This window comes from Azospirillum agricola (genome assembly GCF_020005195.1).
Taxonomy (GTDB): Bacteria; Pseudomonadota; Alphaproteobacteria; order Azospirillales; family Azospirillaceae; genus Azospirillum; species Azospirillum agricola.
Window position 1 is genome coordinate 670,503 of record NZ_JAIFZR010000001.1, and the last position, 22,065, is coordinate 692,567.

21 protein-coding genes and 2 pseudogenes are annotated in these 22,065 nt (G+C 67.9%); 14 read left to right on the plus strand and 9 right to left on the minus strand.

The genetic code is table 11. From position 1 onward, the window contains the following. Positions 1-285: 285 nt before the first annotated feature. The 8 genes from JN22_RS35140 (at position 286) to JN22_RS02780 (ending at position 6,919) form a co-directional block, all read left to right on the plus strand. On the plus strand, positions 286-2,103 hold the full coding sequence (locus tag JN22_RS35140; protein ID WP_179166024.1) for a Mu transposase C-terminal domain-containing protein: 1,818 nt from the start codon (positions 286-288) through the stop codon (positions 2,101-2,103). A 59-nt stretch (positions 2,104-2,162) separates the two neighbouring features. Continuing rightward, a complete protein-coding gene (locus tag JN22_RS02750) occupies positions 2,163-2,921 on the plus strand; it encodes an AAA family ATPase (protein WP_085552426.1) in 759 nt (252 codons plus the stop codon). Positions 2,922-2,925: 4 nt separating this feature from the next. Beyond that, positions 2,926-3,201, plus strand: coding sequence for a hypothetical protein (locus tag JN22_RS02755; RefSeq protein ID WP_085552427.1), 276 nt, complete (start codon positions 2,926-2,928; stop codon positions 3,199-3,201). Continuing rightward, the gene (locus JN22_RS02760; protein WP_085552428.1) at positions 3,185-3,607 is read left to right on the plus strand and encodes a regulatory protein GemA; all 423 of its coding nucleotides are present in this window, start codon (positions 3,185-3,187) and stop codon (positions 3,605-3,607) included. The genes JN22_RS02755 and JN22_RS02760 overlap by 17 nt, the downstream gene beginning before the upstream one ends. Then, positions 3,607-3,948 (plus strand): hypothetical protein, encoded by a 342-nt coding sequence (locus tag JN22_RS02765; protein ID WP_085552429.1) that lies wholly within the window; start codon positions 3,607-3,609, stop codon positions 3,946-3,948. Before JN22_RS02760 ends, JN22_RS02765 begins: the two co-directional genes overlap by 1 nt. A gap of 508 nt (positions 3,949-4,456) precedes the next feature. Continuing rightward, entirely contained in the window at positions 4,457-5,446 is a 990-nt protein-coding gene (locus tag JN22_RS02770; RefSeq protein ID WP_143268117.1) for a phage protease, read from the plus strand. Between the two features lie 9 nt (positions 5,447-5,455). After that, on the plus strand, positions 5,456-6,379 hold the full coding sequence (locus JN22_RS02775; RefSeq protein ID WP_085552431.1) for a Mu-like prophage major head subunit gpT family protein: 924 nt from the start codon (positions 5,456-5,458) through the stop codon (positions 6,377-6,379). A gap of 63 nt (positions 6,380-6,442) precedes the next feature. Then, on the plus strand, positions 6,443-6,919 hold the full coding sequence (locus JN22_RS02780; RefSeq protein ID WP_143268118.1) for a hypothetical protein: 477 nt from the start codon (positions 6,443-6,445) through the stop codon (positions 6,917-6,919). 301 nt (positions 6,920-7,220) lie between these two features. Here the strand turns inward: JN22_RS02780 and JN22_RS02785 are convergent, their stop codons facing one another. Next, positions 7,221-7,856, minus strand: coding sequence for a calcium-binding protein (locus JN22_RS02785; RefSeq protein ID WP_085552432.1), 636 nt, complete (start codon positions 7,854-7,856; stop codon positions 7,221-7,223). A gap of 257 nt (positions 7,857-8,113) precedes the next feature. On the opposite strand from JN22_RS02785, the gene JN22_RS02790 reads away from it, so the two are divergent. Further along, positions 8,114-8,815 carry a hypothetical protein gene (locus tag JN22_RS02790; RefSeq protein ID WP_223677530.1) on the plus strand — a complete coding sequence of 234 codons (702 nt, stop codon included), beginning with the start codon at positions 8,114-8,116 and terminating at the stop codon, positions 8,813-8,815. 47 nt (positions 8,816-8,862) lie between these two features. On the opposite strand, the gene JN22_RS02795 is transcribed toward JN22_RS02790, so the two are convergent. Genes JN22_RS02795 through crtI form a run of 5 tightly spaced genes read right to left on the minus strand, consistent with a single transcriptional unit; the run spans position 8,863 to position 15,192 of the window. Further along, on the minus strand, positions 8,863-9,978 hold the full coding sequence (locus JN22_RS02795; RefSeq protein WP_085552433.1) for a sulfotransferase family protein: 1,116 nt from the start codon (positions 9,976-9,978) through the stop codon (positions 8,863-8,865). Between the two features lie 8 nt (positions 9,979-9,986). Further along, positions 9,987-11,147 (minus strand): glycosyltransferase, encoded by a 1,161-nt coding sequence (locus JN22_RS02800; RefSeq protein WP_085552434.1) that lies wholly within the window; start codon positions 11,145-11,147, stop codon positions 9,987-9,989. Beyond that, positions 11,144-12,001, minus strand: a complete 858-nt coding sequence (locus tag JN22_RS02805) for a lysophospholipid acyltransferase family protein (RefSeq protein ID WP_085552435.1) — start codon at positions 11,999-12,001, stop codon at positions 11,144-11,146. The genes JN22_RS02800 and JN22_RS02805 overlap by 4 nt, the downstream gene beginning before the upstream one ends. A 14-nt stretch (positions 12,002-12,015) precedes the next feature. Continuing rightward, positions 12,016-13,560: a phytoene desaturase family protein gene (locus JN22_RS02810; RefSeq protein WP_085552436.1), complete on the minus strand. Its 1,545-nt coding sequence runs from the start codon at positions 13,558-13,560 to the stop codon at positions 12,016-12,018. A gap of 24 nt (positions 13,561-13,584) precedes the next feature. Beyond that, positions 13,585-15,192, minus strand: coding sequence for a phytoene desaturase family protein (crtI, locus tag JN22_RS02815; protein ID WP_317852912.1), 1,608 nt, complete (start codon positions 15,190-15,192; stop codon positions 13,585-13,587). Positions 15,193-15,201: 9 nt separating this feature from the next. On the opposite strand from crtI, the gene JN22_RS02820 reads away from it, so the two are divergent. From JN22_RS02820 to JN22_RS02830, 3 genes are all read left to right on the plus strand, one after another. Next, on the plus strand, positions 15,202-16,674 hold the full coding sequence (locus JN22_RS02820; protein ID WP_223677531.1) for an aldehyde dehydrogenase family protein: 1,473 nt from the start codon (positions 15,202-15,204) through the stop codon (positions 16,672-16,674). A gap of 102 nt (positions 16,675-16,776) precedes the next feature. Continuing rightward, positions 16,777-17,286 carry a DUF4126 family protein gene (locus tag JN22_RS02825; protein ID WP_223677538.1) on the plus strand — a complete coding sequence of 170 codons (510 nt, stop codon included), beginning with the start codon at positions 16,777-16,779 and terminating at the stop codon, positions 17,284-17,286. 25 nt (positions 17,287-17,311) lie between these two features. Then, positions 17,312-17,980, plus strand: a complete 669-nt coding sequence (locus JN22_RS02830; protein WP_085552439.1) for a GntR family transcriptional regulator — start codon at positions 17,312-17,314, stop codon at positions 17,978-17,980. A gap of 58 nt (positions 17,981-18,038) precedes the next feature. Here the strand turns inward: JN22_RS02830 and JN22_RS02835 are convergent, their stop codons facing one another. The 3 genes from JN22_RS02835 to JN22_RS35145 all read right to left on the minus strand — a co-directional run bounded on the left by JN22_RS02835 (position 18,039) and on the right by JN22_RS35145 (position 20,100). Beyond that, entirely contained in the window at positions 18,039-19,052 is a 1,014-nt protein-coding gene (locus JN22_RS02835) for a 4-hydroxyproline epimerase (RefSeq protein ID WP_085552440.1), read from the minus strand. Between the two features lie 102 nt (positions 19,053-19,154). Further along, positions 19,155-19,979, minus strand: a complete 825-nt coding sequence (locus JN22_RS02840) for a dihydrodipicolinate synthase family protein (protein ID WP_317852913.1) — start codon at positions 19,977-19,979, stop codon at positions 19,155-19,157. Next, the gene (locus tag JN22_RS35145; protein WP_317852914.1) at positions 19,945-20,100 is read right to left on the minus strand and encodes a hypothetical protein; all 156 of its coding nucleotides are present in this window, start codon (positions 20,098-20,100) and stop codon (positions 19,945-19,947) included. The genes JN22_RS02840 and JN22_RS35145 overlap by 35 nt, the downstream gene beginning before the upstream one ends. 387 nt (positions 20,101-20,487) lie before the next feature. On the opposite strand from JN22_RS35145, the pseudogene JN22_RS35320 reads away from it, so the two are divergent. Then, positions 20,488-20,586: pseudogene (locus tag JN22_RS35320) on the plus strand (FAD-dependent oxidoreductase); the annotation flags it as partial. Between the two features lie 88 nt (positions 20,587-20,674). Then, positions 20,675-21,759: pseudogene (locus JN22_RS35325) on the plus strand (NAD(P)/FAD-dependent oxidoreductase). Positions 21,760-22,065 lie beyond the last annotated feature (306 nt).

A 22,065-nucleotide genomic window follows, 5' to 3' on the forward strand; every position in this document is an offset into this window, starting at 1 on the left:
TATAATGCATATCACGCCATAGAAGGCAACCCTACCGTCGCATGGATCGACGCGACCTCCTTCGCTATGGGTGTCGGTATTTCTGAGCGAATGGCACGGCAAGCGCTTGCTCGGGCGCATGCTGGGAAGCCCTGGCGTGGGCATCATCTAAACGTGCGATTGGCGCATGGTCGTGGTGGTCGAAGCGGCATTCAGTATGAGGTTTCTACTGACAGCTTACCCACAGCGGGTTCCAACGATAGTGCAACGGGTCGGGCAGTTATCTCTATCTCTGCTTCGGACTGTGTGACAAACCCCCTTCCAGTCCAAGAACGCCCTGCTGGCACGCCGCGCCTTGAAGGGCAATGGGCATGGCGGCACACCGTCATCAAACAAGCCCTGGCACACCCGCGCGGTTCATCGGAGCGTTTCGCCGCCGTAGCGAATATTGCCGAAACGGCGCGCTACCAGTCCGGCGCGCGGCGCGGCCAACCCGTTTCGGAACGCACCCTGTACGCCTGGATCGCCGAGTACGAAGCTGCGGGCTTCGCTGGCTTGATGCGCAAGGCGCGTGCGGATCGCGGGCAGCGGCGCGTCGTCATTTCCCGCACCTGGGATGCCCTGGCCGAAGCCGCCGGGTTGAGCGAAACCGAACAGGCGCGCATCGCGTCGGCTGCGCAACGGCACGTCGCTTCGCAGTGGCGTTCGGGCGCCCCGACGTGGCCCACGGTCCAGTTGAACAGCCTGCCCTTCGTTATGGGGCTGATGCGCCAAGCTGGTTGCGCCGCGTCCGATGATGAACTGCGGGCCGCGTGCATGCTGCCGCGTTCCTTGATCGAAGGTGAACGCAACCACCGGGCCGTCGCCATCCGGCGCAAGGACGCTGGCCGTTCCGCCGCCATCCAGACGCCTCGTGTGCATCGCGACCGTTCGCACCTTCGGCCCATGGAGTGGGTTGCAGGCGACGTTCACCACATCGACATCGCCTTCCGGCGTGACGACGGATCGCTGTGCACGGTCAAAGCCGTGGCTTGGATGGACCTCGCCACCAACCGCACCTTCATCAGCCTGTTCGTGATGCCCAAGGGGCAGATGATCCGGCGTGAGCATGTTATTCAGTCCTTTGTGGACATGTGCGCGGACCCAAATTGGGGCGTGCCGACGCGGCTCTATGTTGACCATGGTGGTGAATACAACTGGGGTGACTTCGTTGCGGACTTGACGAAGCTCAAACACGCCGTTGAGGTTCGGGATGTGACGGATTTCGGTGCCGACGCTGGCATGCGCCGTTCACGGCCCTACAACCCGCAAAGCAAAGTCATCGAGACGCTGTTCGCCGTTCTTGAACGCACGGCTCTCGCGCAAATCCCCGGTCACATCGGTGGCGACCGGATGAAGAAGAAGGTGGAAAATCAGGGCCGCGATTCTGTGCCCTATCCTGGCACCTTCGACGACTTCAAAGCATCCTTCGCGAACGCCGTTGCCTACTACCACTGCAAGACACAGTCCGGCCATTTGAATGGCGCGGCCCCATCGGCACGCTTTGCCGAGTTCGTTTCGGCGGGCTGGCGAAGCCTGTTGCTCGACCCGGCAGAACTGGCCGTCGCGTTCTGCACCGAAGAACCGCGTAAGGTGCGCCCCGGTGGTGAATTCACCTGGAGCGGTAAGCTCTACCGTGATGATGCACTGTTGGTGTTGGCCGGTGTCGGCACCGTCATTGTCCGCGCGCCGCAATTCGGCAATCGCGATGAACTGTTCGTCTTCGATGACGACAACAAATTCTTGTGTCGTGCGGTTCCGGTGCCCGTCTTTAGCTTCGATGACATTCGGGGAGCGGGTGAACAGCAGCGCATGACAGCGGAATACAACCGCCAAATCCGCGCGCTCGAAGCCCAAACCGACCAGATCGACCTGGAACGCTCAATGGCCGATGCCGTCGCCGTGTTCGGCACGGCACCGGCGGCGTTGCCCGGTGGCGTGGCGAGCATCAGCCCCGAATTCCGCAAGGCCGCGCGGCCGACGCGCGCCCTGTCTACCGTCTCCGAACAGCCCACCCGTCCGCGTGCGACGGATGTGCGGCGGATGATCCTTGAACGCGACGCACAACGAAAAGCCGCCGGGTGATTGCAGTCACCCGACGGCCAGCACCGGGAGCGACCCCGGATTTCAGCCTGTGAGGTAACATGACTGAGCCTACGAACATAGTTGATCCCGGCGCGCTGGAAAAGCCCTGCGCCATCCAGGCGTTCCGGGAGGCGGGCGACACGCTGGCCCTGTGCCGCCGTCTGCGGCAGATCGGCGTCATCGTCGGCACCACGGGCACCGGCAAGACGACGGCGGCGAAGGCCCATGCCGACGCGCACGGGGCAACGACCGTCTACATGCGGTTGCCGGTGTTTGCGGCGACGCCGCAGCCCTTCCTGGTGCGGCTGTGCCGGGCGGCCGGGTTGCCGCACGCCCCACACATGGGTAAGGCGGAACTGGCGGAGGAACTGATTGGCTTCCTGCGTGCCAAGCCCGGCGTGCTGGTCATCATCGACGAAGCCAACCACATGACGCCCGAGCTGGTGCATGTGGTGCGCGAGCTGTGGGACGAAGCCCGGTGCGGCTTCGTCCTGGTGGGCACGCCCGACATGGAAGCCCTGTGGGCGGAACGCTCCGGGAAGCGGAGCGGTGCGGGCGATGCCTTCGCGGCCTTCCGCGCCCGGATCGGTCAGCGGCTTCCCATGCCGAAACCGGATGCCAGCGATGTGACGGCCCTGTGCCAGCACATGGGACTGTCCGGCAAGCGGGAGCATGACCTGATCGCCCGCTGCCTGAAAGGGGGGATCGGGCTTCACAGCGTGGAACAGCTTCTTTCCAACGCGCGCGCGGTTGCCGGTGAAGGTGAAGCCGTCGCGGTGGAGCATCTGTTTCTCGCCGACACCATGGCGCGGGGGTAAGGCCATGCTGTTCGACGACGAAATCGCGGAACTCAGGACCATTTTCGCCGACGTGCTGGCCGAACGTGAGCAACGCCGTGCCGCCTACCTCTTCGGTGCCGCTCATCCGTCGCTGGTGACCGACCTGCGCCAGCTTGACGCCTGCACGCGCGCCGCGTCGGAGCGGATCGCCACCGGCGACGAAGCGGATGGCGCCGCGCTTCTGGAGTTGACCACCGATAAGGCCATTCAAATCAAGCATCGCCTGCACAGGGGGGCTGAACATGCCGCTTTCGCGTAACAAGATCGCCGTAATCCAGGTGGCGCGTCAGCAACTCGGGCTGACCGAAGAGGACTACCGGAGCCTTCTGCGGAACTATGGCGGCGTCGCCAGTTCCAAGGACTTGAGCGACGACGGCTTCGAAGCGGTCATGTTCCGCCTGTCGCAACTCGGCTTCCGCAGCACCTGGAACCGGGCCAACCTCGGCTATCGCGCGGACATGGCGACGCCCCGGCAGGTCGCCTACATTCGGCGCCTATGGAAGGACTACACGAACGGCACGGGCGATGACGCCAGTCTTGGGAAATGGCTGGAAAGCAAGTTCAAGGTCAGCTCCGTCCGCTTCATTCCCGCCGCCAACGCTCAGAAGATCATCACCGCTTTGAAGAGCATGCAGGATCGCAAGCCGGCGGGAGTTGCCGCGTGATGAACCGTGACCGCGATATCCAAGCCTTCATCCTTGAAGCGCCTCGGACGATGACCTTTTCCGACGTCGAGAAGGCCGTTCGCGTCCGTTTCGGGGATGAGTGTGGGTGGTCGCGGTCACGCATCGTCGCCTTCTGGAATGAGCGGATGCCGGTAAAGAGCGGCGTTCGTCCGCGTCTTGACGACGACGTTGAACTGCGGCGCTTCGTTGATGACCGGCTGACCCGCCTGACCCTGGACGATGTGCGAGCTGCCGCCATCGCCGTGTTCGGGGTGGACCGGGTGCCGTCCCGTTCGGCTCTGCATCGGTACTGGCAGCGGGTGCGCGGGGCAAAGAGGTAGGCGCCTTCTCCGCATGCCTCTCTGAGCCCATTTAAACAGGTTTTTAAACAGGTCTGGCGCTTGCCCGCCCCCTTCCCCTAGGCGAAGTCCAAAACGCATCCATGGGCTTCCTAGCGGCTTGCAGGAATCACCCCTCCGCTTCTAGGCTGATCCGGCGGCAATCGCGACAACCGGGAAATCGCCGGTCCGGTTCGGTGGGCGTGGAAACCGCCGACCGTTACGAGGAGGGTGGCGTGCCTCCGCGATTGCCGCACTGTCGCTTCTTGCTTGGAAATTCCGGCAGACGTAGGATTTCCAAAGACCGTTCAGACGACCGGGAAAATAGCGCCGCCGGCTCGCTGTCCCCGCCCTTGCGGCGGGTTCGGAACACGGGGTGGGGTGGCGTCACCCCGTGAACGGTCACAATTCAGGTCTGACGCTGAGCCGCGTGGTGGTAAACGGCGTGAGCCGGGTCTTTTTCCCGCTGAAACTCGGTTCCTGATAAAAAATTCGGAGGGAATGCAATCTGGTGGCGTCAACCACCACACACATTCCCATGCCATCGCTGACTGAAACTTCCGTCTGCTCCGCGCTGACCATGCCCTTGCCGGGCGATGGGAAAGCGCCGGAGTGGGTCCAACTGCTGCCCGCCGGCAACGTCCAGCCCAACGACGGACGGCCTGGATGGATGCTGAAAGATGCCGGTGCCGTCATTGCGGCGTCTATGGCGTCCGCGCCGCATGGCCTGCTCGCCATCGACTACGACCACGCCGCCGACCTGGCTGCGCCCAAGGGCGGCACGGCGCCGGCCGCAGGCTGGATCACGGCTCTGGAAAGCCGGGACGGCGGTATCTGGGGCAAGGTCGATTGGACGCTGTCGGGTTCCCACGCCATCGCGTCCAAGGAATACCGCTTCCTGTCGCCGTCCTTCCAGCACACGCCGGACCGCGCCGTCACCCGCATCATCGGCGCGGGCCTCACCAATCGGCCCGCCCTGACCATGCTTCCCGCTCTCGCATCGTCTCAAGGAGACACGATGAACTCCACGCTTCTGGCGATCTTGGAGGCGCTGGGCCTGCCCGGTAACGCCGATCACGCCGCCATCCTCGCCACCATCGCGAAGCTGAAGGACGGCACCAGCACGGCGACCGCATCGGCCATCCCCGATCCGGCCCTCTATGTGCCTCGGGCGCTCTATGATGAAGCTTCCACGGCACTGGCGTCGGTGCGCTCCAGCATCGTCGATGGACAGGCTGTCGCAAAGGTCGATGCGGCGATCTGTGCGGGGAAGATAACCCCGGCGCAACGGGAGTGGGGCTTGGCCCTGTGTCGGCAGAACCCGGACAGCTTCGATGCTTTCGCGAGTGTTGCCCCGGCGGCGTTCGCCAAGCTGTCTCGCGAGACACTGCCGGGTGTCGGCCCAAGCGATCCGGCGGTTTCCAATCACCTGACAGCCGATCAACTCGCGCTGTGCAAGAGCATGGGCCTCGATCCCGCTGATTACGCCAAGAACCTGTAAGAGAATTACATGCTTATTACCGCACCCAACCTGGGAAATTTGTTTTCTGGCTTCAAAACCAGCTTCAACAAGGGTTTCCAGGGCGCTCCCAGCACCTATCAGAAAATTGCCATGGAAGTGCCGAGCCAGACCGGAGAAGAAAAGTATGCTTGGCTCGGCAGCACCCCCATCTTGCGGGAATGGGTGGGACCGCGCATCGTTCGTAACCTTGAGATTCATGGCTACACGATCAAGAACCGTCCCTTCGAGATGACCATCAGCGTCTCGCAAGATCATATCGAAGATGACGCGGTGGGAGTGTTCACTCCGCTGTTCGAGAACATGGGCTATGAAAGCCGCCGCCACCCGGATGCCCTGGTGTATGAACTGCTCGCCTCGGGCTTCACCGACCATTGCTATGACGGAAAGCCGTTCTTCGCCGAAGACCATCCGGTCCACACGTCCGAGAGCGTGACCGTTCCCCACAGCAACATGCAGGCCGGCGACGGACCGGCATGGTTCCTGATCGACGGTTCCCGGCCGATCAAGCCGATCGTGTTCCAGAAGCGCCGCGACTACGAGTTCCAGCGGCAGGACAGCCCCACCGACGACAACGTGTTCAACAAGCGCGAATTCATCTACGGCGTCGTGGCGCGGGTGAATGCCGGGTTCGGCCTGTGGCAGCTCGCCTATGGCAGCAAGGCGCCGCTCACGGTCGAGAACTACGAGGCCGCACGCGCGGCCATGACATCGGTGCGGGGCGACAACGGTCGCAAGATGGGCGTCTCTCCGACCATCCTGGTCGTTCCCGACGAACTGGACGGCGCGGGCCGTCGCGTCGTCAACAACACGACGCGCGTGGTGACGGTGGGCGAGCCGCCGGACGAACGGTCGGTGGCGATTGCCAATGAGTGGGCCGGTTCCGCTGAACTGGTGGTTTCTGCCCACCTGTGAAGATAGTGCCAGTGCTGGTGTGCACTGGCACTTATTACGTTGCTCTGAGAAGGTAAAAGAGTAATGGCGAAAGGAAAATTCAGGATTGCCGATAGCGACATTCCTGTTGTGGGGTGGCCCGGCATTCTGGGTGATATTGCTCGGCTTCTGGGGGATGGAGCCACTGACAGGTTCGCAAGGGCGTTTGGGGACGGTAAGCTCTACATCCCAAAGGCCAAGAAATTGAAAGAAGACCACCCTTTGGTGAAAACGCTTGGGCAGGAGGCGGCTGCCATCATTGCGGAGGCGATGGGCGGAAGAGAATACCCGGTCCCCACGGCACGTTGGTCACTCTCGCATCATCGGGTGCGGGTTTTCCGCTCCAAAGGCTGGGGGGCGAAGGCAATTGCAAGGGCATTGGCGTTGCGTATCGCTTCCGTGGAAAGACTGTGCCAGGGCATGGAAGAGCCTATGGGCGCTCCCGAGCCGGTCACCGTGCGTTGCCACACCTGTGACCAGCTTCATACGTTCATCCCTCCGGCCCTCACAGAGAGGCCGTAGGGATCCCATCGGATCCCCGCGAATCCCATAGGATCCCGGTTCCATTGCAGGATATTTTTAGCCAGTGCAGAATAATTATCTCTCACTCACCGGAGCGCACAGAGGGGCCTTCCCCCCCCCCCCGTGCGTTCTCCGTTGCCGTTGAATGCATTTGCTCCGCTTCGAAAACCCGAAGACATCAAGTGTGATGTCGCCTGACTTCCGCTCTCAGCGGGTCCGAAGAGGGAGCGGTGTTCCTGTCGGAGCGGCGTGCTTCGGCCGGGATCGCATGGCGGCGCCGGCCGAAGCGGTCATGGCCCGATCATGCCAAGCCGAGATAATCCCAGAAATCGTACGTGGTGCTTCCAACCTGGATGTATTCGACCTCGCCCGACCCGTGGCCACTGCCGTTGAAGAAATTCTGAATCACGATCCCATCGCTGATGCCATTGGCATCGTCAGCCGCGGTGTAGATGATCAGATTGTTGTTGTTGCTTGAGTCGAGCGCGAAAAGCAGGTCGCCGAAGGTCACGTCGTTGATGACGAGCTTGTCCGAAGTGCCGCTGGCGTCGGCGATCCACGAGAGACCGCCGTCGTTATAGTAGTGGATGTAGACATCGTCGCCGGCACCGCCCTGAAGCACGTCGCGGAAGCCGGATGCGCCGCCATTCAGGGTATCGTTGCCGGCTTCTCCATAGAGCCAGTCGTCGCCAGCGCCGCCCAGGAGGTTGTCGTTGCCTGTCCACCCGTACAGCGTGTCCGCGTCGTTTCCACCGTTGATGAAATCGTTGCCGGCACCGCCATCGATAGTATCGCTGCCGTTGCCGCCATCAATGTAGTCGTCGAGGTTTCCGCCGACGAGTTGATTTCCAAGGTTGTTCCCATAAATCGACCAAGCCTCGTTCGGATTCGTCGCAACATAATCGAACTGCGTCGAGGGTAGAGCGAAAAAGCCCATTTTTTTCCTCCATATTTCAATGGTTCAAGGCGAGTTGTTGTGTTCAATTCGCTAACAAAGTAAATCGACTGAGTCAATAATATTTATTATTATATACTATAGTATGCGTAATGTTGATGTTAAATTAATTGCGCGTTAACTAAGTGATGATATGATTTCGCATGTCTACTGATTATTATTGTTACTTAGCTACATAAGCATTGTTGGCCTATCTGGCAACCAAACCTGATGCGGATGGTGGGCTTAAGGAGGATCCGATGAATGTTTCTGACCTGTCCGCCGCTGGCCCGGCGATAAGAAGCGGGACTGCGGCACCAAGCGCCCGCACCGCCGCGACGGCCGCGCGGGGTGCGGAGACGGCAACGAGCCGGAGCGATTCTGTGGATCTGAGTCCACTGGCGGTGGAGTTGAAGGATGAGGCGCTCGCCGTCTTTTCCGGCCTATCGTCTGAGGATCGCTCCACCCTGGGCGGCCTGGTGTCGTCCGGTGCGATCAGCGCCCGCGACCTTGGGCTCGCGCTCACCAGCCGGCTCAAGGAAGCGAGGGCCGGGGCCTTCTGGGAGGGCGCGCGGCAGGCTGTTGGCTCGTCGCAGGGCAACCCCCTCGACATCTCGATGGAGGAGATGGCCGCTTTCGATCAACGCCGGGCGGCGATGCGGTCCGGTGGCGACCCGTTGGAGGCTATGCGGGATATGGCCGCCGAGTTTTCCCGGACCGGCGATTCGGCTTCGCCGGGCAGCGTCGGCACCGGTGGGACGCCCTTCGTGATGAAGGCGGGTGACGAGCGCTACGTCCAGAATGACGACGAGCGTCAAGCCGGCAAACGCCTGTCCTCGCTCGGTTTCAAATCGGAAAGCTTCGACTCCGCGATCCGCTTGCTGGCGAACGCTGACGTGTCCCGTTTCGTCAAAGCCGACAAGGACGACTCCGCTGCATGGAAGCCCGGTCAAGAGCAATAGCACCGTCCGAAGATCGACGCTGCGCTGTTGCCCATTCATAAGGGCGATCACGCGGGGTAGCCCCAGCGCTCGAAGGCAAAAGCCCAGCGTTCACGCACGTTGCGGCGGGTTGAGGCGTCCAGCTCGTGCCGGGCGCGCCGGTAGTCCCCTACCCCGGCCAGATAGCGCTCGACCCGGGGCCTTGCCGTTTCGAACGGTCCCAGCGGCAGCCGGTCATAGATATGACGAAGGGTCGCCAGCGGGTCGGCGGCAAGGCGATCATAACGGATCTCCACCAACCGGCCGGGCGGCAGCAGGGGCAAAGCGCGGTCGAAGCGCTTCAGGATTGCGGGGTGAAGGTCCAGCACCAGCCCGTCCACCGCCTGCGGATCGTAGGGTTGCAACGCGAATTCCCGCAGCAGCGTCCTCAGCATGCGGCGGGTGGAGCTGTAGACCTCGTAGGGGTCGCGGTGGATGTGGAGGACGAGCGCGTCGGGGTGGAGCGCCAGCAGTTCCACCAGCTTGGCCGTATGGGCCGGGTTCTTGATCAGCAGCCGCCGGCCGCCGACTCGAAGTTGCAGCTTGGCCAGATAATGCTCCAGCCGGCGCTGCCACAGGGCGATGGCGGCCGGCGGGCAATCCTCGAACAGCACGCCCTGGCGGAAGGCTTGGTGCAAGCGGCGGGGAAAAAAGACGCCATGATAATAGGACAGCGGCTGCATCAGCGCCAGCGCCAGCTCATCCTCCTGCGGGGCTGTGGGGGTGACGGGGATCGGGTCGATGAGGCGGTCGGGCGGCAGCCAAGCCTCCAGCCGCGCGCGCCAGAAGGGACCAAGCCCCAGGAACCCCCAGGGCAGCCCGACCGCCAGCGGGTCGGGGGCGGCAAGGCGGGGATCCTGCGCCAGCAGGTTCAGGAGATGCGTCGTGCCGCTGCGCCAGTGCCCCAGGATGAACAGCGGCGGCGGGGCGGCGGGCGACCGTCCGATCAGGCGCTCCACCCGTCGCCGCTCCAGGGCGTCGAAGGGGGTCCGGACGGCCGCCGCCCCCAGCGCCGTCGCCACCCGGTGGAGGTGGAGCGGCCCCACCCCGCCGCCGTCGCGCAACACGGTCGCCAGGGTGGCGGCGTCGGCACCGGCCAGCGGGTGGAAGATGCGGTGGGCATTCCGGCGCAGCCAGGCAGGCATGGAGGGAGTCACGGGGGGCGCCCTCCGGGATCGGCCGGGTAGGCCCGTCCCCGCCATTGCGCCGGGAGGCCCCGGCGGGCGCGCAGCAGCGCCGCCCATTGAATCGCCAGCAGGATCAGGATTCCCGCAGGGTGCAGCAGGGCGCCGAGGAGACTCTGGCGGAAGCGGATGGCCAGCAGCAGCCGGAACAGCAGCCCCGCCGCAGCGGCCGGCGCCGCCAGGACCACCGCGACACCCGGCAACGGAACCAGCGTTGCCCAGCCCAGCAGCAGCCAGGGCAGAACATGGCCGCCGAACAGCAGCAGGGTCCAGACCGGCAGGGCGGCCGGGGTCGCCATTCCCTCCGTCGCGTTCTTGGAGAAGCCGGACCAGACCTCCCGCCAGCCGCGGTACATCCGGCAGCGGGCGAGGCCCGTGGCGTCGAACAGGTCGGTCCCCAGCCCGGCCCGGCGGAAGGCGCGCGGCAGCGTCACCCCGTCGTGCAGGGAAGCCGCGATGGCCGCATGGCCGCCCGCCTGCCTGTAGGCCTCCCGCCGGACCGCGATCAGCTGGCCGCAGGCCGCGCCGAAGCGGGGGTCGGTCGAGCGCCGCATCATCCCCATCGGCAGGTAGCCCAGCAGCAGCACATGGATCAGAGGGATCACCAGCGCCTCGGCCAAGCTGCCCGTCTCCTCCCTCGGGAAGCCGCTGACCAGACCCGCCGGCCCCGCCAGCAGCGCGCCGCAGGCGAGCCGGGCGGCGTCCGGGGCCAGCCGCACGTCGGCGTCCTGGAACAGCAGCAGCGGATGGCGCGCCAGCCCGGCGAGAGTCCGGCAGGCGTGCTGCTTGCCCGACCAGCCTGGAGGCAGCGGCGGCGCCGGCTCCAGCCGCAGACGGGAGGCGTTGCCGGGGTGGGCGGCCAGCGCGCGGACGATCTCCGCCGTGCGGTCGGAGGACTGGTCGTCGAGCACCACCACCTCCACCGACACCCCCCGGCTGGCGAGCGCCGCCTCCACCGAGGCGGCGATGGTGGCCTCCTCGTTGCGGGCGGGGATCAGGATGCTGACGGCGGTGTCCGGCGGCGGCTCGGCGTCCGGGCGGCGGTAGAGGCGCAGGTTCGCGATGCCCAGCCCCAGCGGAAGCAGGGCCAGCGCCAGCGCCAGCGCGGCCAGCGGCGTGACGGCGCTCATGGCCGGCGCGCCTCGCCGCCGTCCGACACGTCGCCATGGGCGGGGGAGAAGCGCCGCCCGCCGGCCCAGGCACATGCCCGGCGCCACAGGTCGTAGACGCCCCCCACACCCGCCGTCCCGTCGATCAGCGTCAGGAAGCGTTCCGGGTCGCGGCTTTGCGCGTCCAGCGCCAGCGCGTCCATCGTCGCCTCCAGCCGGCGTTCCAGCGCGGCGGCGATCGCGGCCACCGGCTGGGTGGCGAAGGCCGACGCCTCGATGGGAGCGCCGAAGCGGGCCAGCGCCTCCGGCGTGCTTTCATCCCAGAAGGGGTATTCCAGGGCCAGCGGCACCAGCAGCGCCGAGGGGGCACGGCGGACCAGATGGGCGACGCCCGGCCGCAGACGGACCGGGCGGCGGCGCGGGTCGGTGAAGGCGCCCTCCGCCGTGATCCACAGCATGGCGCGCGGGTCGGCCAAAATGCGCGCGCCGTTGCGCAGGAAGGCGGCGGCGCCGGCCCGGCCCGGCTCGATCCCGAACAGGCCGATGCGGGCCATGAAGCGGTAGCGGCGCAGCATCGCCGCGTCGATCGGGCCGTAGCCCGGCCGCTCGCGGTAACGGCTGGTCCCCATCATGATCAGCACCGCGGGATCCCACCAGGACGGGTGGTTCAGCCAGACGATGACCGGCCGGTCGGGCGGCAGGTCGGGCCAGCCCGGAAGCGCCAGCCGCACCGCGTGGAAGTCGCGCCGCATCCGCCGCGCCATGACGGCGCCGAAGAAGCGGCAGAGCGCCGGCGAGCGCAGGGAGACCGGATCGCCGCCGCCCTGCCAGCCGCCTTCCTGCCCGCTGCCGTCCTGCCCACCGCTGGGCCGCATGGCTCGGCGGCCCTTCAGGCGACGGCGCGCCGGTCGCCGCCGCGCGCCTCGCCTCCCCGCTGGTCGCGGTCCAGGCTGTCGGCGGCGATCCAGCCCGACATCAGCACCATCGGCATGCCCGGCCCCGGATGGGCGGCGCCGCCGGCCAGATACAGCCCCTCCACGTCGCGCGAGCGGTTGCCCGGCTTGAAGGCGCCCAGGAAGCGGCCGTGGCTGGCCAGCCCGTAGATGGCGCCGTTCAGCACGCGGTAGCGGTCGTGGATGTCCCGCGGGGTCAGGACGCGCTCGACGCGGATGCGGTCCTCCAGGTCGGCTAGACCGGCGGTGCGCTTCAGCTTGTCGAACACGACACGGCGGTAGTCCGGCAGCATCCGCGCCCAATCGTGGTGCGGGCGCAGATAGGGGGTGTGGACCAGAACATAGAGCGCCTCGCCCCCCGGCGGCGCCACGCCGGGTTCGGTGCGGGCGGGGGCGGCGATGTAGCAGGTCGGGTCGGGCGCTGGTTCGCCACGGCGGTAGATCCAGTCGAACTCCTCCTTCGGGTCGCGGGAGAAGACGAAGTCGTGGTGCCGCAGATGATCGTAGCCGCGGTCGAGCCCCAGATAGAAGACCACCCCCGAACAGGCGGCCTCGTAGCTCCGGCGCTTGCGGAAGCGCTTGGCCGGCGCGCCGCCGACCAGCTCGTCGTAGGTGCGGACGGAATCCATGTTGGACACCGCCGCCGACACCGGGATGCGCTCCCCGTCCTCGGTTTCCACGGCGGTGGCGCGCCCGTCCGTCACCTCCAGCCGGCGGACGCCGGTGCCGGTGCGGATCTCGACTCCGAGGCGCCGCGCCACCCGTTCCAGCGCCACCGGCACGGCGCGGGTGCCGCCCATCGGGTACCAGACGCCGTCGCTGGTCTGCATGTGCGCGATGGCGCACAGCACCGCCGGGGAGCCGTAGGGCGAGGAGCCGACATACTGGGTGAAATGGTCCAGCATCTGGGCGGCGCGCGCGTCGGGAACATGGCCGCGGATGGTGCCGGCGACCGTGCTGCCCATGCGCAGCGCCAGCACGTCCGACAGGGTGCGGGCGTTCAGGCTGCTGCGCATGTCCAGCGTGTCGCCCAGATCCTCCACCGACTTCCAGAAGAAGAAGCGCTCGGAAATGCCGTGCAGCCGTTCCGACAGGGCCTGGAAGCGGCGGTAGCCCTCTCCGGCCCCCCGGCCGGGCGACAGCCGGTCCAGATCCGCCGCCATGGTGGCGAGGTTCTCCGACAGGTCGAGCACCGTGCCGTCGTCGAAGAAGCAGCGCCATTGCGGCTCCAGCCGGACCATCTCCAGCTCGCGGTCCAGGTCGCAGCCGGCCTCCGCCAGGATCCGGCGCAGGACGCGCGGCACCGTCAGGATGGTCGGCCCCATGTCGAAGCGGAAGCCGCCCTCCTCCAGCACCGCCGCCTTGCCGCCGACCCAGCCGTTCTTCTCCAGCAGCACCACCGCGTGGCCGCGCGCCGCCAGCACCACCGCCGCCGCGAGCCCGCCCAGGCCACCGCCGATCACCGCGATCCGGCCCGTCATGCCGATCTCCTCATGCCGATTCCCTCATGCCAATCCCCCGGCGACCGCCCGCTTCGGCAGGCCGGACACGTCCATGGTCTCGTTGCGCCAGGGCGTCGGCAGACCCAGCTCCTGGGCGAGCAGCCGCGCCGTGATGCGCGCGCCCTCGAAGATCACCGGCAGGCCGCTGCCGGGGTGGGTGCCGCCGCCCACCAGATAGACGCCGTCCAGATCCTCGAAGCGGTTGCGGGGGCGGCGATGGAGCATCTGATCCAGGCTGTGCGCCAGGTTGAAGGTGGCGCCGCGATGCACCGCGAACCGGCTTTCCCAATCGGCGGGTGTCACCACGCGCTCCACCTTGATGCGGCGCTCCAGACCGCCCAGCCCGAAGCCGGCCAGCCGGTCGAGCACGAGGCGGCGGTAGCGCTGTGCCTCCGTCCGCCAGTCGATGTGGCCGCGCTGGTGGCCGACCGGAACCAGGACGTAGAGGGTGCTGCCGCCGGGCGGGGCCAGCGACGGGTCGGTGACGCAGGCGTTCTGGACATAGACCGAGGGGCGGTGCGGCAGATCGCGGCCCTCCTCGATCTCCGCGAGGTTGCGGGCGTAATCCTCGGCCAGATAGACGGTGTGGTGGTCCAGCCCGTCCACCCTGCCCTCGATGCCCAGATAGAGCATGAAGGTGGAGCAGGAGAATTTCTTCGTCGCGATGCGGGCGTCGCTCCAGCGCCGCCGCAGGTCGTCGGGCACCAGCGTCGTCATCGCGCGGGCGAAGTCGGCGTTGATGACCAGCGCGTCGGCCGGATACTCGCCGGTCTCCGTCCGCACCCCGACCGCGCGGCGCCCCTGGAAGCGGATGTGGCGCACCGCCTCGTTCAGGCGCACGGTGACGCCCATGCCCTCCGCCACCCGCCGCATCGCCTCCATCACCGCCTCCGTGCCGCCGCGCGGGTGGAAGACGCCGTGCTCGTGCTCCAGGAAGGACAGGATGGTGAACAGGCTCGGGCAGCGGAAGGGCGACATCCCCAGATACTTGCTCTGGAACGAGAAGGCGAGGCGGACGCGCGGATCCTGGAAATAGCGGGACAACTCCCGGTCCACCGAACGGTGCGGCGCCAGCTTGCCCAGCGCCTTCAGCATCGGCAGCGACGCCAGCGCCCAAGGGCTGGAGAAGTCGGATTCGAGCACCGGGCGGAAACGCTCCATCTTCGCCCGGTTGTCGGCCAGGAAGCGCGGCAGCCCCCCGGCGTCGCGCGGGCTGAGCCGCGCGATCTCGGCCGTCAGCGCCGCCTTCTGGGCGTGCATCCGCAACTCCCCGCCGGCCTCGAACACCAGCCGGTAGAGAGGGTCGAGCCGGATCAGCTCGACCTCCTCCGACAGCCGGCGTCCGCAGGCCGCGAAGATCTCCTCCAGGATGCGGGGATACAGGAAAAAGGTCGGCCCGCTGTCGAAGCGGTGGCCGTCGAGCGCGAAACCGGCCGACCGGCCGCCGACGCGGTCCTGCCGTTCCAGGACCGTCACCTTCGCCCCGGTAAGCGCCAGAAGCATGGCGGACGCCAATCCGCCCGGCCCGGCGCCAATGATCACGACTTGCCGTTCCATCCGCTTGTCAAACGCTCCCCAATTGCCGACTTGTGTCGGGGCGGTCACGAACATGGAGCGGAAATGGATCTCAGCAACAACCCCACCTCTCCAGACGTAATCCCTTGGAAAAACGGAGCCGGCGATCCATTTTCCTCTGCGCGCGCGGCATGGTCCGGTTGCGGCACAACCGAAAGACTTTCCATTGTCCGCAAAATCCGCCACAGGATTGCGGCGGACGCCGAAGACCTTGTGCGGGCGTTGGCGACGCGCCCCGGACGACGCGCGGCCGAGAGCCTGAGCGCGGAGATCCTGCCGCTGGCCGAAGCCTGCCGCTTCCTGGAGCGCGAGGCCGTCCGGCTGCTGGCGCCGCGGCGGCTGGGGCGGCGCGGCCGCCCGGTCTGGCTGTTCGGGGTCGCGGCGGAGGTGCGGCGCGAGCCCTTCGGCACCGTCCTGATCGTCGGGCCGTCCAACTACCCGCTGCTGCTGCCGGGAGTGCAGGCGTTGCAGGCGCTGGCCGCCGGAAACGCGGTGCTGGTCAAGCCGGCGCCCGGCTGCTCCGCGCCGATGGACCGGCTGGCGGGCTGGCTGGCGGAGGCCGGGCTTCCGGCCGGGCTGTTCCGGGTTCTGGACGAATCTCCCGACGCGGTGACGGACGCCGTCGCCGCCGGCATCGACAAGCTGGTGCTGACCGGATCGGCCGGCACCGGCCGGGCGGTGGCCGAACGGCTCGCGGATGCCCTGGTGCCGTCCACGATGGAGCTGTCGGGGAACGACCCGGTGTTCGTGCTGCCGGGCGCCGATGCCGGTCTGGTTGCCCGTGCGCTCGCCTTCGGCCTGCGGTTCAACGGCTCCGCCACCTGCATCGCGCCACGGCGGGTCTTCGTGCCGCGGGAGATGGCGGCGGGGCTGGAGGAGGCGCTGCGGGGTCCCGTGGCGGCGATTCCGCCGACGGCCGTGCCTGCGGCGGTGCGGCGCCGGCTGGGCGGGCTGGCGCGGGCGGCGGTGGCGGACGGCGCCCGCCCGCTCGGCCCCCTGCCCGGCGAGGCGGACCCGACGATGCCGCCGCTGATCCTGGCCGACGCGCGGCCGGACATGGCGCTGCTGCGCGAGGAGCTGTTCGCGCCCGTCCTGTCGCTGGTGCCCGTGCGCGACCTGGACGAGGCGCTGGAGGCCGCCGCGCGGAGCCCCTACGCGCTCGGCGCCTCGGTCTTCGGGCCGGAGGGCGCGGCCCGCGCGCTGGCCGGGCGGCTGGACGCCGGGGCGGTGACGGTCAACGACCTGATCGTGCCGACCGCCGACCCGCGCCTCCCCTTCGGCGGACGCCGGGCCAGCGGCTGGGGCGTCACGCGCGGGGCCGAGGGGCTATTGGAGATGACGCGGGTGAAGACCGTCTCGGTGCGGCGCGGCCGGAGCCGCCCGCATTTCGATCCGCCGCGCGACGGCGACGCGGCGCTGATGCTGGCGGCGCTGCGTCTGCTCCATGGTGGGGGCGGCGCCCGCCTCGGCGCGCTTCGGCGGCTGTTCCAGGCACTGCGCGGACGCCGGGACGATTGATGCGGAGACCGCCATGACGACCGTCCTGTCCCTCGCCGTTCTGCCCCTCGCTGTTCTGCCCCTCGCTGTTCTGCCCCTCGCTGTTCTGCCCTCGCTGTTCTGATCGGCGCCGTCGCCGGCTCGCGCGCCCTGATCGCACCGGCGGCCGTCGCCTGGGCCGCCTATGGCGGCTGGCTCGACCTGTCGGAAGGCTGGCTGTTCTTCCTCGGCCACCCGGCCTCGCCCTGGGTCTTCACCGCGATGGCGGCGGTGGAGCTCGTCGTCGACAAGCTGCCGGCCACCCCCAGCCGCAAGCGGCCCTTCCCTTTCGCCAGCCGTGTCGTGTGGGGCGCCATCGCCGGGGCCGCCATCGGGGTCAACGCGGGCGGGTCGAACGCGGGCGTTTGGCTCGCCGGCCTGACCGCGGGCGGGCTCGGCGCCGTCGCCGGCACGCTCCTGGGGTACGCGGCGCGACGGCGCATGGCCACCGCCTTCGGTCAAGACCGGCCGGCGGCGCTGCTGGAGGACATGGCGGCGCTGGCCGCCGCCCTGTTCGTCGTCGCCACGGCGCGCGGCGCGGTTGCCGCCACGATCGTCGAATTTATCCAATCAACACTGTATGGCAATCCATGAGCTTCCCGGCTAAATCTTCGGCATCATGAATAAGACGCTGCAACATCGCACCCTTTCATCGGCCATCGCCGACCAGATGCGCCAGGCCATTTTGAACGGCACCCACCCGGCCGGCACGCAGCTCCGGCAGGACGCGCTGGCCGAGGCCTACGGGACCAGCCGGATTCCCGTCCGCGAGGCGCTGTTCCAGCTGGAAGCGGAAGGGCTGGTGCGCATCGTCCCGCACAAGGGCGCCATCGTCTCCGAGCTGTCGCTCGACGAGATCAACGACGTCTTCGACCTGCGCCGCATCCTGGAGCCGCGGATGCTCGCCCAATCCATCCCGGCCTTCGAAGCGGAGGATTTCGCGGCGGTGAGCGCGGTCCACGCGCGGTTCGAGGCGGCCATCGCCAGCCACGACGTCAGCCATTGGGGCGCCCTCAACGCCGAGTTCCATCTGGCGCTCTACGGCAAGGCGCGGCAGCCGCGCACGCTGGCCATCGTGACCTCCCTGCTGCAAACGAGCGACCGCTACACGCGCGTCCAGCTCAGCACGACCACCTCCATGGGGCGTGCCGAGCGCGAGCATGCGGAACTGATCGCCCTGTGCCGGCAGGGCGACATCGACGCAGCCTGCCGCTTTCTGTGCGGCCACATCGAAACCGTCCGCAGCGACCTGCTGACGGTGATCGGGACCTTCCGGGCGGACAGGTGAGCGGGGCCGCGGGGGAGCGGGCTTCCGCCCTTCCCCCGCCCGGCACCGGCGTCAACGCTCAACGCGCGTCGGCGACCTGGAAACCCGCGTGGAAAGGATCGCGGTCGTCCACGAAGATGGTGTTGAAACCGGTGGTGCGCGCCCAGCCGCGAATCGACGGGATGATGGCGGGACGGCCGCCGACCTCGGTCTCCGCCTCGACGCGGCCGGTGAAGGTCGAGCCGATGATGCTCTCGTGCACGAACTCGCGCCCGACCGGCAGGCGGCCGGTGGCGTGCAGCTGCGCCATCCGCGCCGAGGTGCCGGTGCCGCAGGGCGAGCGGTCGATCGCCTTGTCGCCGTAGAAGACGGCGTTGCGGGCGGAGCCCTGCGGAGTCTGCGGGCCGCCGGTCCACATTACATGAGTCAGCCGGTCGAGCGCCGGGTTGGCCGGGTGGACGATGCGGTGCCGCGCGTTGAAGGCGGCGCGGAGGCGTGGGCTGAGGCGCAGCACGTCGGACGGCTGAAGCTCCGACAGGTCGCCGTAGCCGTCCTGCGGCTCGACGATGGCGTAGAAGTTGCCGCCGAAGGCGACGTCGACGCTGAGCGTCCCGAACCCCTCGACCTCGACCTCGTAGCCACGGCCGAGCAGGAAGGAGGGGACGTTGGTCAGCGTCACGCTCTCCACGCAAGGGCCGTCGGCGACGTAGCGGGCCTCGACGACGCCGGCCGGCGTGTCGAGACGCAGCAGCCCCGGCTCGCGCGGGGTGACCAGCCCATGCTCCAGCGCCATGGTGACCGTGCCGATGGTGCCATGGCCGCACATCGGCAGGCAGCCGGACGTCTCGATGAACAGGATGGCGACGTCGCAATCCTCCCGCGTCGGCGGGTAGAGGATCGAGCCGGACATCATGTCGTGGCCGCGCGGTTCGAACATCAGGCTCTTCCGGATCCAGTCATGCTCGGCCAGGAAATGCTGGCGCCGCTCGAACATGGTGGCGCCGCGCAGCGTTGGAATCGACCCGCCGGTGACGAGGCGGACCGGGTTGCCGCAGGTGTGACCGTCGATGCAGAAGAAGCTGTGACGCGCCATGGGCGTGACCTCGCATGCGGGATGGCGAAAAACGACGGGCGGTTCCGTCCGACCGCGCGGACCGGCCGCCCGCCCCGAATCCTCATGGGCAGGGTGCCCGGATCAGGCGGGTCTGGCCAGCGCGTCCGGAGCCAGCCCGACATCGGGGAGCGCCGGACGGGTTGCCAACGCCTTGTGCATCAGCCCTTCCACCGCGGTCTTCTCCTGGGGCAGCAGCTCCAGCCGCGGCGGGCGGGTGCGCCAGGTGCCGCGGCCCATGATGTGCTCGCACAGCTTGATGCACTGGACGAGATCCGGGCGGGCGTCGAGATGGAGCAGCGGCATGAACCATTCGTAGAGCGCCATCGCCTCGGCGAAGCGGCCGGCCTTGGCCAGCCGGAACAGCGTCTCACCCTCGCGCGGGAAGGCGTTGGACATGCCCGACACCCAGCCGGCGGCGCCCATGGCGACGCTCTCGACGATGACGTCGTCGAGGCCGGCGAACAGGACGAAGCGGTCGCCCACCATGTTGCGCGTGTCGATGAAGCGCCGCGTGTCGCCCGAGGAATCCTTGAAGCAGACCACCGTGTCGCAATCGGCCAGCGAGGCCAGGATGTCGGGGGTGACGTCGTTCTTGTAGACCGGCGGGTTGTTGTAGACCATCACCGGCAGGTCGGTGGCCTTGGACACCGTGCGGAAATGGGCCGCCGTCTCGTGCGGCTTGGAGGAATAGACCAGCGCCGGCATGATCATCAGCCCGTCGATGCCGACCCGCGCCGCCTCCCTGGCGGTGTCCGCCGCGAAGGCGGTGGTGAATTCGGCGATGCCGCAGATCACCGGAACGCGGCCGGCGGCGGTCGCCTTGGCCGCCTCCATGACGGCGACCTTCTCGTCGCGGGTCAGCGAGGTGTTCTCACCCACCGTGCCGCAGACGATCAGGCCGGACACGCCGTCGCGGGACCAGGGCGTCGATCACCTTGGCGGTGGCGTCGACGTCGAGCGACAGGTCCTCGCGGAACTGGGTGGTCACGGCCGGGAAGACGCCTTCCCAGGAAATGCGGGCGGTCATGGGGACACTCCGGAAAATGCGGGGCGGAACGGGATGTCCGCCGCCCCCTGGATGAAGACGGGGCGATGGGGGTGGAGGACACGTCAACGGCCGGAGCGCGGCGCCGGCCTTGCGCGGCCCGGACGGGATCATCTTCAGGATTTGCTGATTGTACATTTTATACAATATTGCGATCAAGGAAATTCCCGGACGCCACCCGTCCGCCCGCCCACGGCGTTTTCCCCGGAATCTTCCGGCACGGGTGGCGCGGTGACCGGTTAAAACCAAGCAGGCCGCGCGGGGATCGCATATTGTATATGAACGGTCCTGGGACGCCGCCGGCTTCCCGTCCCATGCCGGGATGGCCGGTTCGGATGGCCGGCTCATCGTTGGAAGGACCCGGACGGCATGCGCATTGCGGTGGTGGGGGCGGGCATCGTCGGCGTGGCGGTCGCCCATGCCCTGCTCGACGAGGGGCACAGGGTGGAACTGCTCGACCGCGAAGGGCCGGCAGCCGGCGCATCGGCCGGCAACGCCGGCTGGATCGCCCCATATGGACATTCTGCCGCTGGCCTCGCCCAAGGCGTGGGCGCACATGCCGCGCTGGATTCTCGACCCGCTCGGCCCCTTGTCGATCGCACCCCGTCATCTGCCGGCGCTGGCGCCCTGGCTCCTGCGTTTCGTCGCGGCCAGCCGGCCCGGCCGCATCGCCGCCGGCTCACGCGCCATCCACGCGCTGAACGCCGCCTCCCTGCCGGCCTGGGAGAGGAGGCTGGTGGCGTTGGGCCTCGACGGACATCTGCGCCGCCGGGGCATCCTGTCGGTATGGATGAACGCCGCCGGTTTCGCGGCGTCGACGGCCCTGCACGCCCGCCAGACGGCTCTGGGCATCCCGGTGGAAAGGCTGGATTCGGCGGCTCTGCGGGCGCTGGAGCCGGCCTTCGGCGCGGAGGTCGCCGGCGGCGCCCTCTACCCGACCGGCGCCCATGTCGGCGACCCACGCCTGTTCACCGAGGCGCTGGCCGACGCGGCGCGGGCGCGCGGCGCCCGTGTCGCCGTGACGGCCGTCGAGGGCCTGGAATCGCGGGCGGATGGCGTGGTTCTCCGACTCGGCGAGGGGCGGACGGCAATGGCCGACCATGCCGTGATTGCCTGCGGGGCCTGGGCGAAGCCGCTGGCGGCGGCGGCCGGGACCGCGTACCGCTGGACACCGAACGGGGCTACAACATCACCGTCCCCACCGGCACGCTGGGCGTGACTCGGCCGGTGATGTACGAGGGGCACGGCTTCGTCACCTCGCCGCTCGACGGCGGCGACCGCATCGGCGGCAGCGTCGAGTTCGCCGGTTTGGACGCCCCGCCCAACTGGGCACGGGTCGATGCCATGCTCGGCCGCCTGCGCCGTGTGCTCCCCGGCCGGCCGGTCGGGGACGGCGCGCGCTGGATGGGCTTCCGCCCTTCCATCCCCGACAGCCTGCCGGTCATCGGCCCGGCAACCGCCGACCGCCGCGTCATCCACGCCTTCGGCCACGGCCATTACGGGCTGACGCAGGCCGCCGCGACGCGCCGACATCGTCGCCGCCCTGATCGGCCGGCCGCCCGGCGCCGATTGACCCGGCGCCCTATGCTGCCTCACGTTTCCGGCATTAGATCGGATCGCGTAAAATCAGAATCGATTTGAAGCGTGAATCCGATCGCCAAACATAAAGCTGTAGCATCATGCGTTTTCATATGAAACGCATGATGCTACAGCGCCACGACCGCGCCAAGCGCGTGAGGTGGACGGCGCGGGTCGCCGGCGAAACGCACCGATGCCGGATCGGCAGGCCGCGCGGTCATTGTCCGCCCCCGGTCCGTGATCCGGCCGAACCCTTTGGTTCCATCCCGCGCGGCCCGCCCGGTGGCCGGTAGCGGTGGCGCCCCCCTCACCCAAGTCTTTTAGAGTCTGTCTGATTTAAGTAGGATCGTATCCTGCATGTCGGATATA

Excerpts from the sequence above, each read along its gene's own strand:
- JN22_RS02810 (WP_085552436.1), bottom strand. The coding sequence starts at position 13,560 with ATGACGGGCCGGATCGCGGTGATCGGCGGTGGCCTGGGCGGGCTCGCG.
- JN22_RS02785 (WP_085552432.1), bottom strand. The coding sequence starts at position 7,856 with ATGGGCTTTTTCGCTCTACCCTCGACGCAGTTCGATTATGTTGCGACG.
- JN22_RS02835 (WP_085552440.1), bottom strand. The coding sequence starts at position 19,052 with ATGGCGCGTCACAGCTTCTTCTGCATCGACGGTCACACCTGCGGCAAC.
- JN22_RS02800 (WP_085552434.1), bottom strand. The coding sequence starts at position 11,147 with ATGAGCGCCGTCACGCCGCTGGCCGCGCTGGCGCTGGCGCTGGCCCTG.
- crtI (WP_317852912.1), bottom strand. The coding sequence starts at position 15,192 with ATGTTCGTGACCGCCCCGACACAAGTCGGCAATTGGGGAGCGTTTGAC.
- JN22_RS02795 (WP_085552433.1), bottom strand. The coding sequence starts at position 9,978 with ATGCCTGCCTGGCTGCGCCGGAATGCCCACCGCATCTTCCACCCGCTG.
- JN22_RS02790 (WP_223677530.1), top strand. The coding sequence starts at position 8,114 with ATGAATGTTTCTGACCTGTCCGCCGCTGGCCCGGCGATAAGAAGCGGG.
- JN22_RS02830 (WP_085552439.1), top strand. The coding sequence starts at position 17,312 with ATGAATAAGACGCTGCAACATCGCACCCTTTCATCGGCCATCGCCGAC.
- JN22_RS02780 (WP_143268118.1), top strand. The coding sequence starts at position 6,443 with ATGGCGAAAGGAAAATTCAGGATTGCCGATAGCGACATTCCTGTTGTG.
- JN22_RS02820 (WP_223677531.1), top strand. The coding sequence starts at position 15,202 with ATGGATCTCAGCAACAACCCCACCTCTCCAGACGTAATCCCTTGGAAA.
- JN22_RS02765 (WP_085552429.1), top strand. The coding sequence starts at position 3,607 with ATGAACCGTGACCGCGATATCCAAGCCTTCATCCTTGAAGCGCCTCGG.
- JN22_RS02755 (WP_085552427.1), top strand. The coding sequence starts at position 2,926 with ATGCTGTTCGACGACGAAATCGCGGAACTCAGGACCATTTTCGCCGAC.
- JN22_RS02805 (WP_085552435.1), bottom strand. The coding sequence starts at position 12,001 with ATGCGGCCCAGCGGTGGGCAGGACGGCAGCGGGCAGGAAGGCGGCTGG.
- JN22_RS35145 (WP_317852914.1), bottom strand. The coding sequence starts at position 20,100 with ATGACCGCCCGCATTTCCTGGGAAGGCGTCTTCCCGGCCGTGACCACC.
- JN22_RS02750 (WP_085552426.1), top strand. The coding sequence starts at position 2,163 with ATGACTGAGCCTACGAACATAGTTGATCCCGGCGCGCTGGAAAAGCCC.
- JN22_RS02760 (WP_085552428.1), top strand. The coding sequence starts at position 3,185 with ATGCCGCTTTCGCGTAACAAGATCGCCGTAATCCAGGTGGCGCGTCAG.
- JN22_RS02775 (WP_085552431.1), top strand. The coding sequence starts at position 5,456 with ATGCTTATTACCGCACCCAACCTGGGAAATTTGTTTTCTGGCTTCAAA.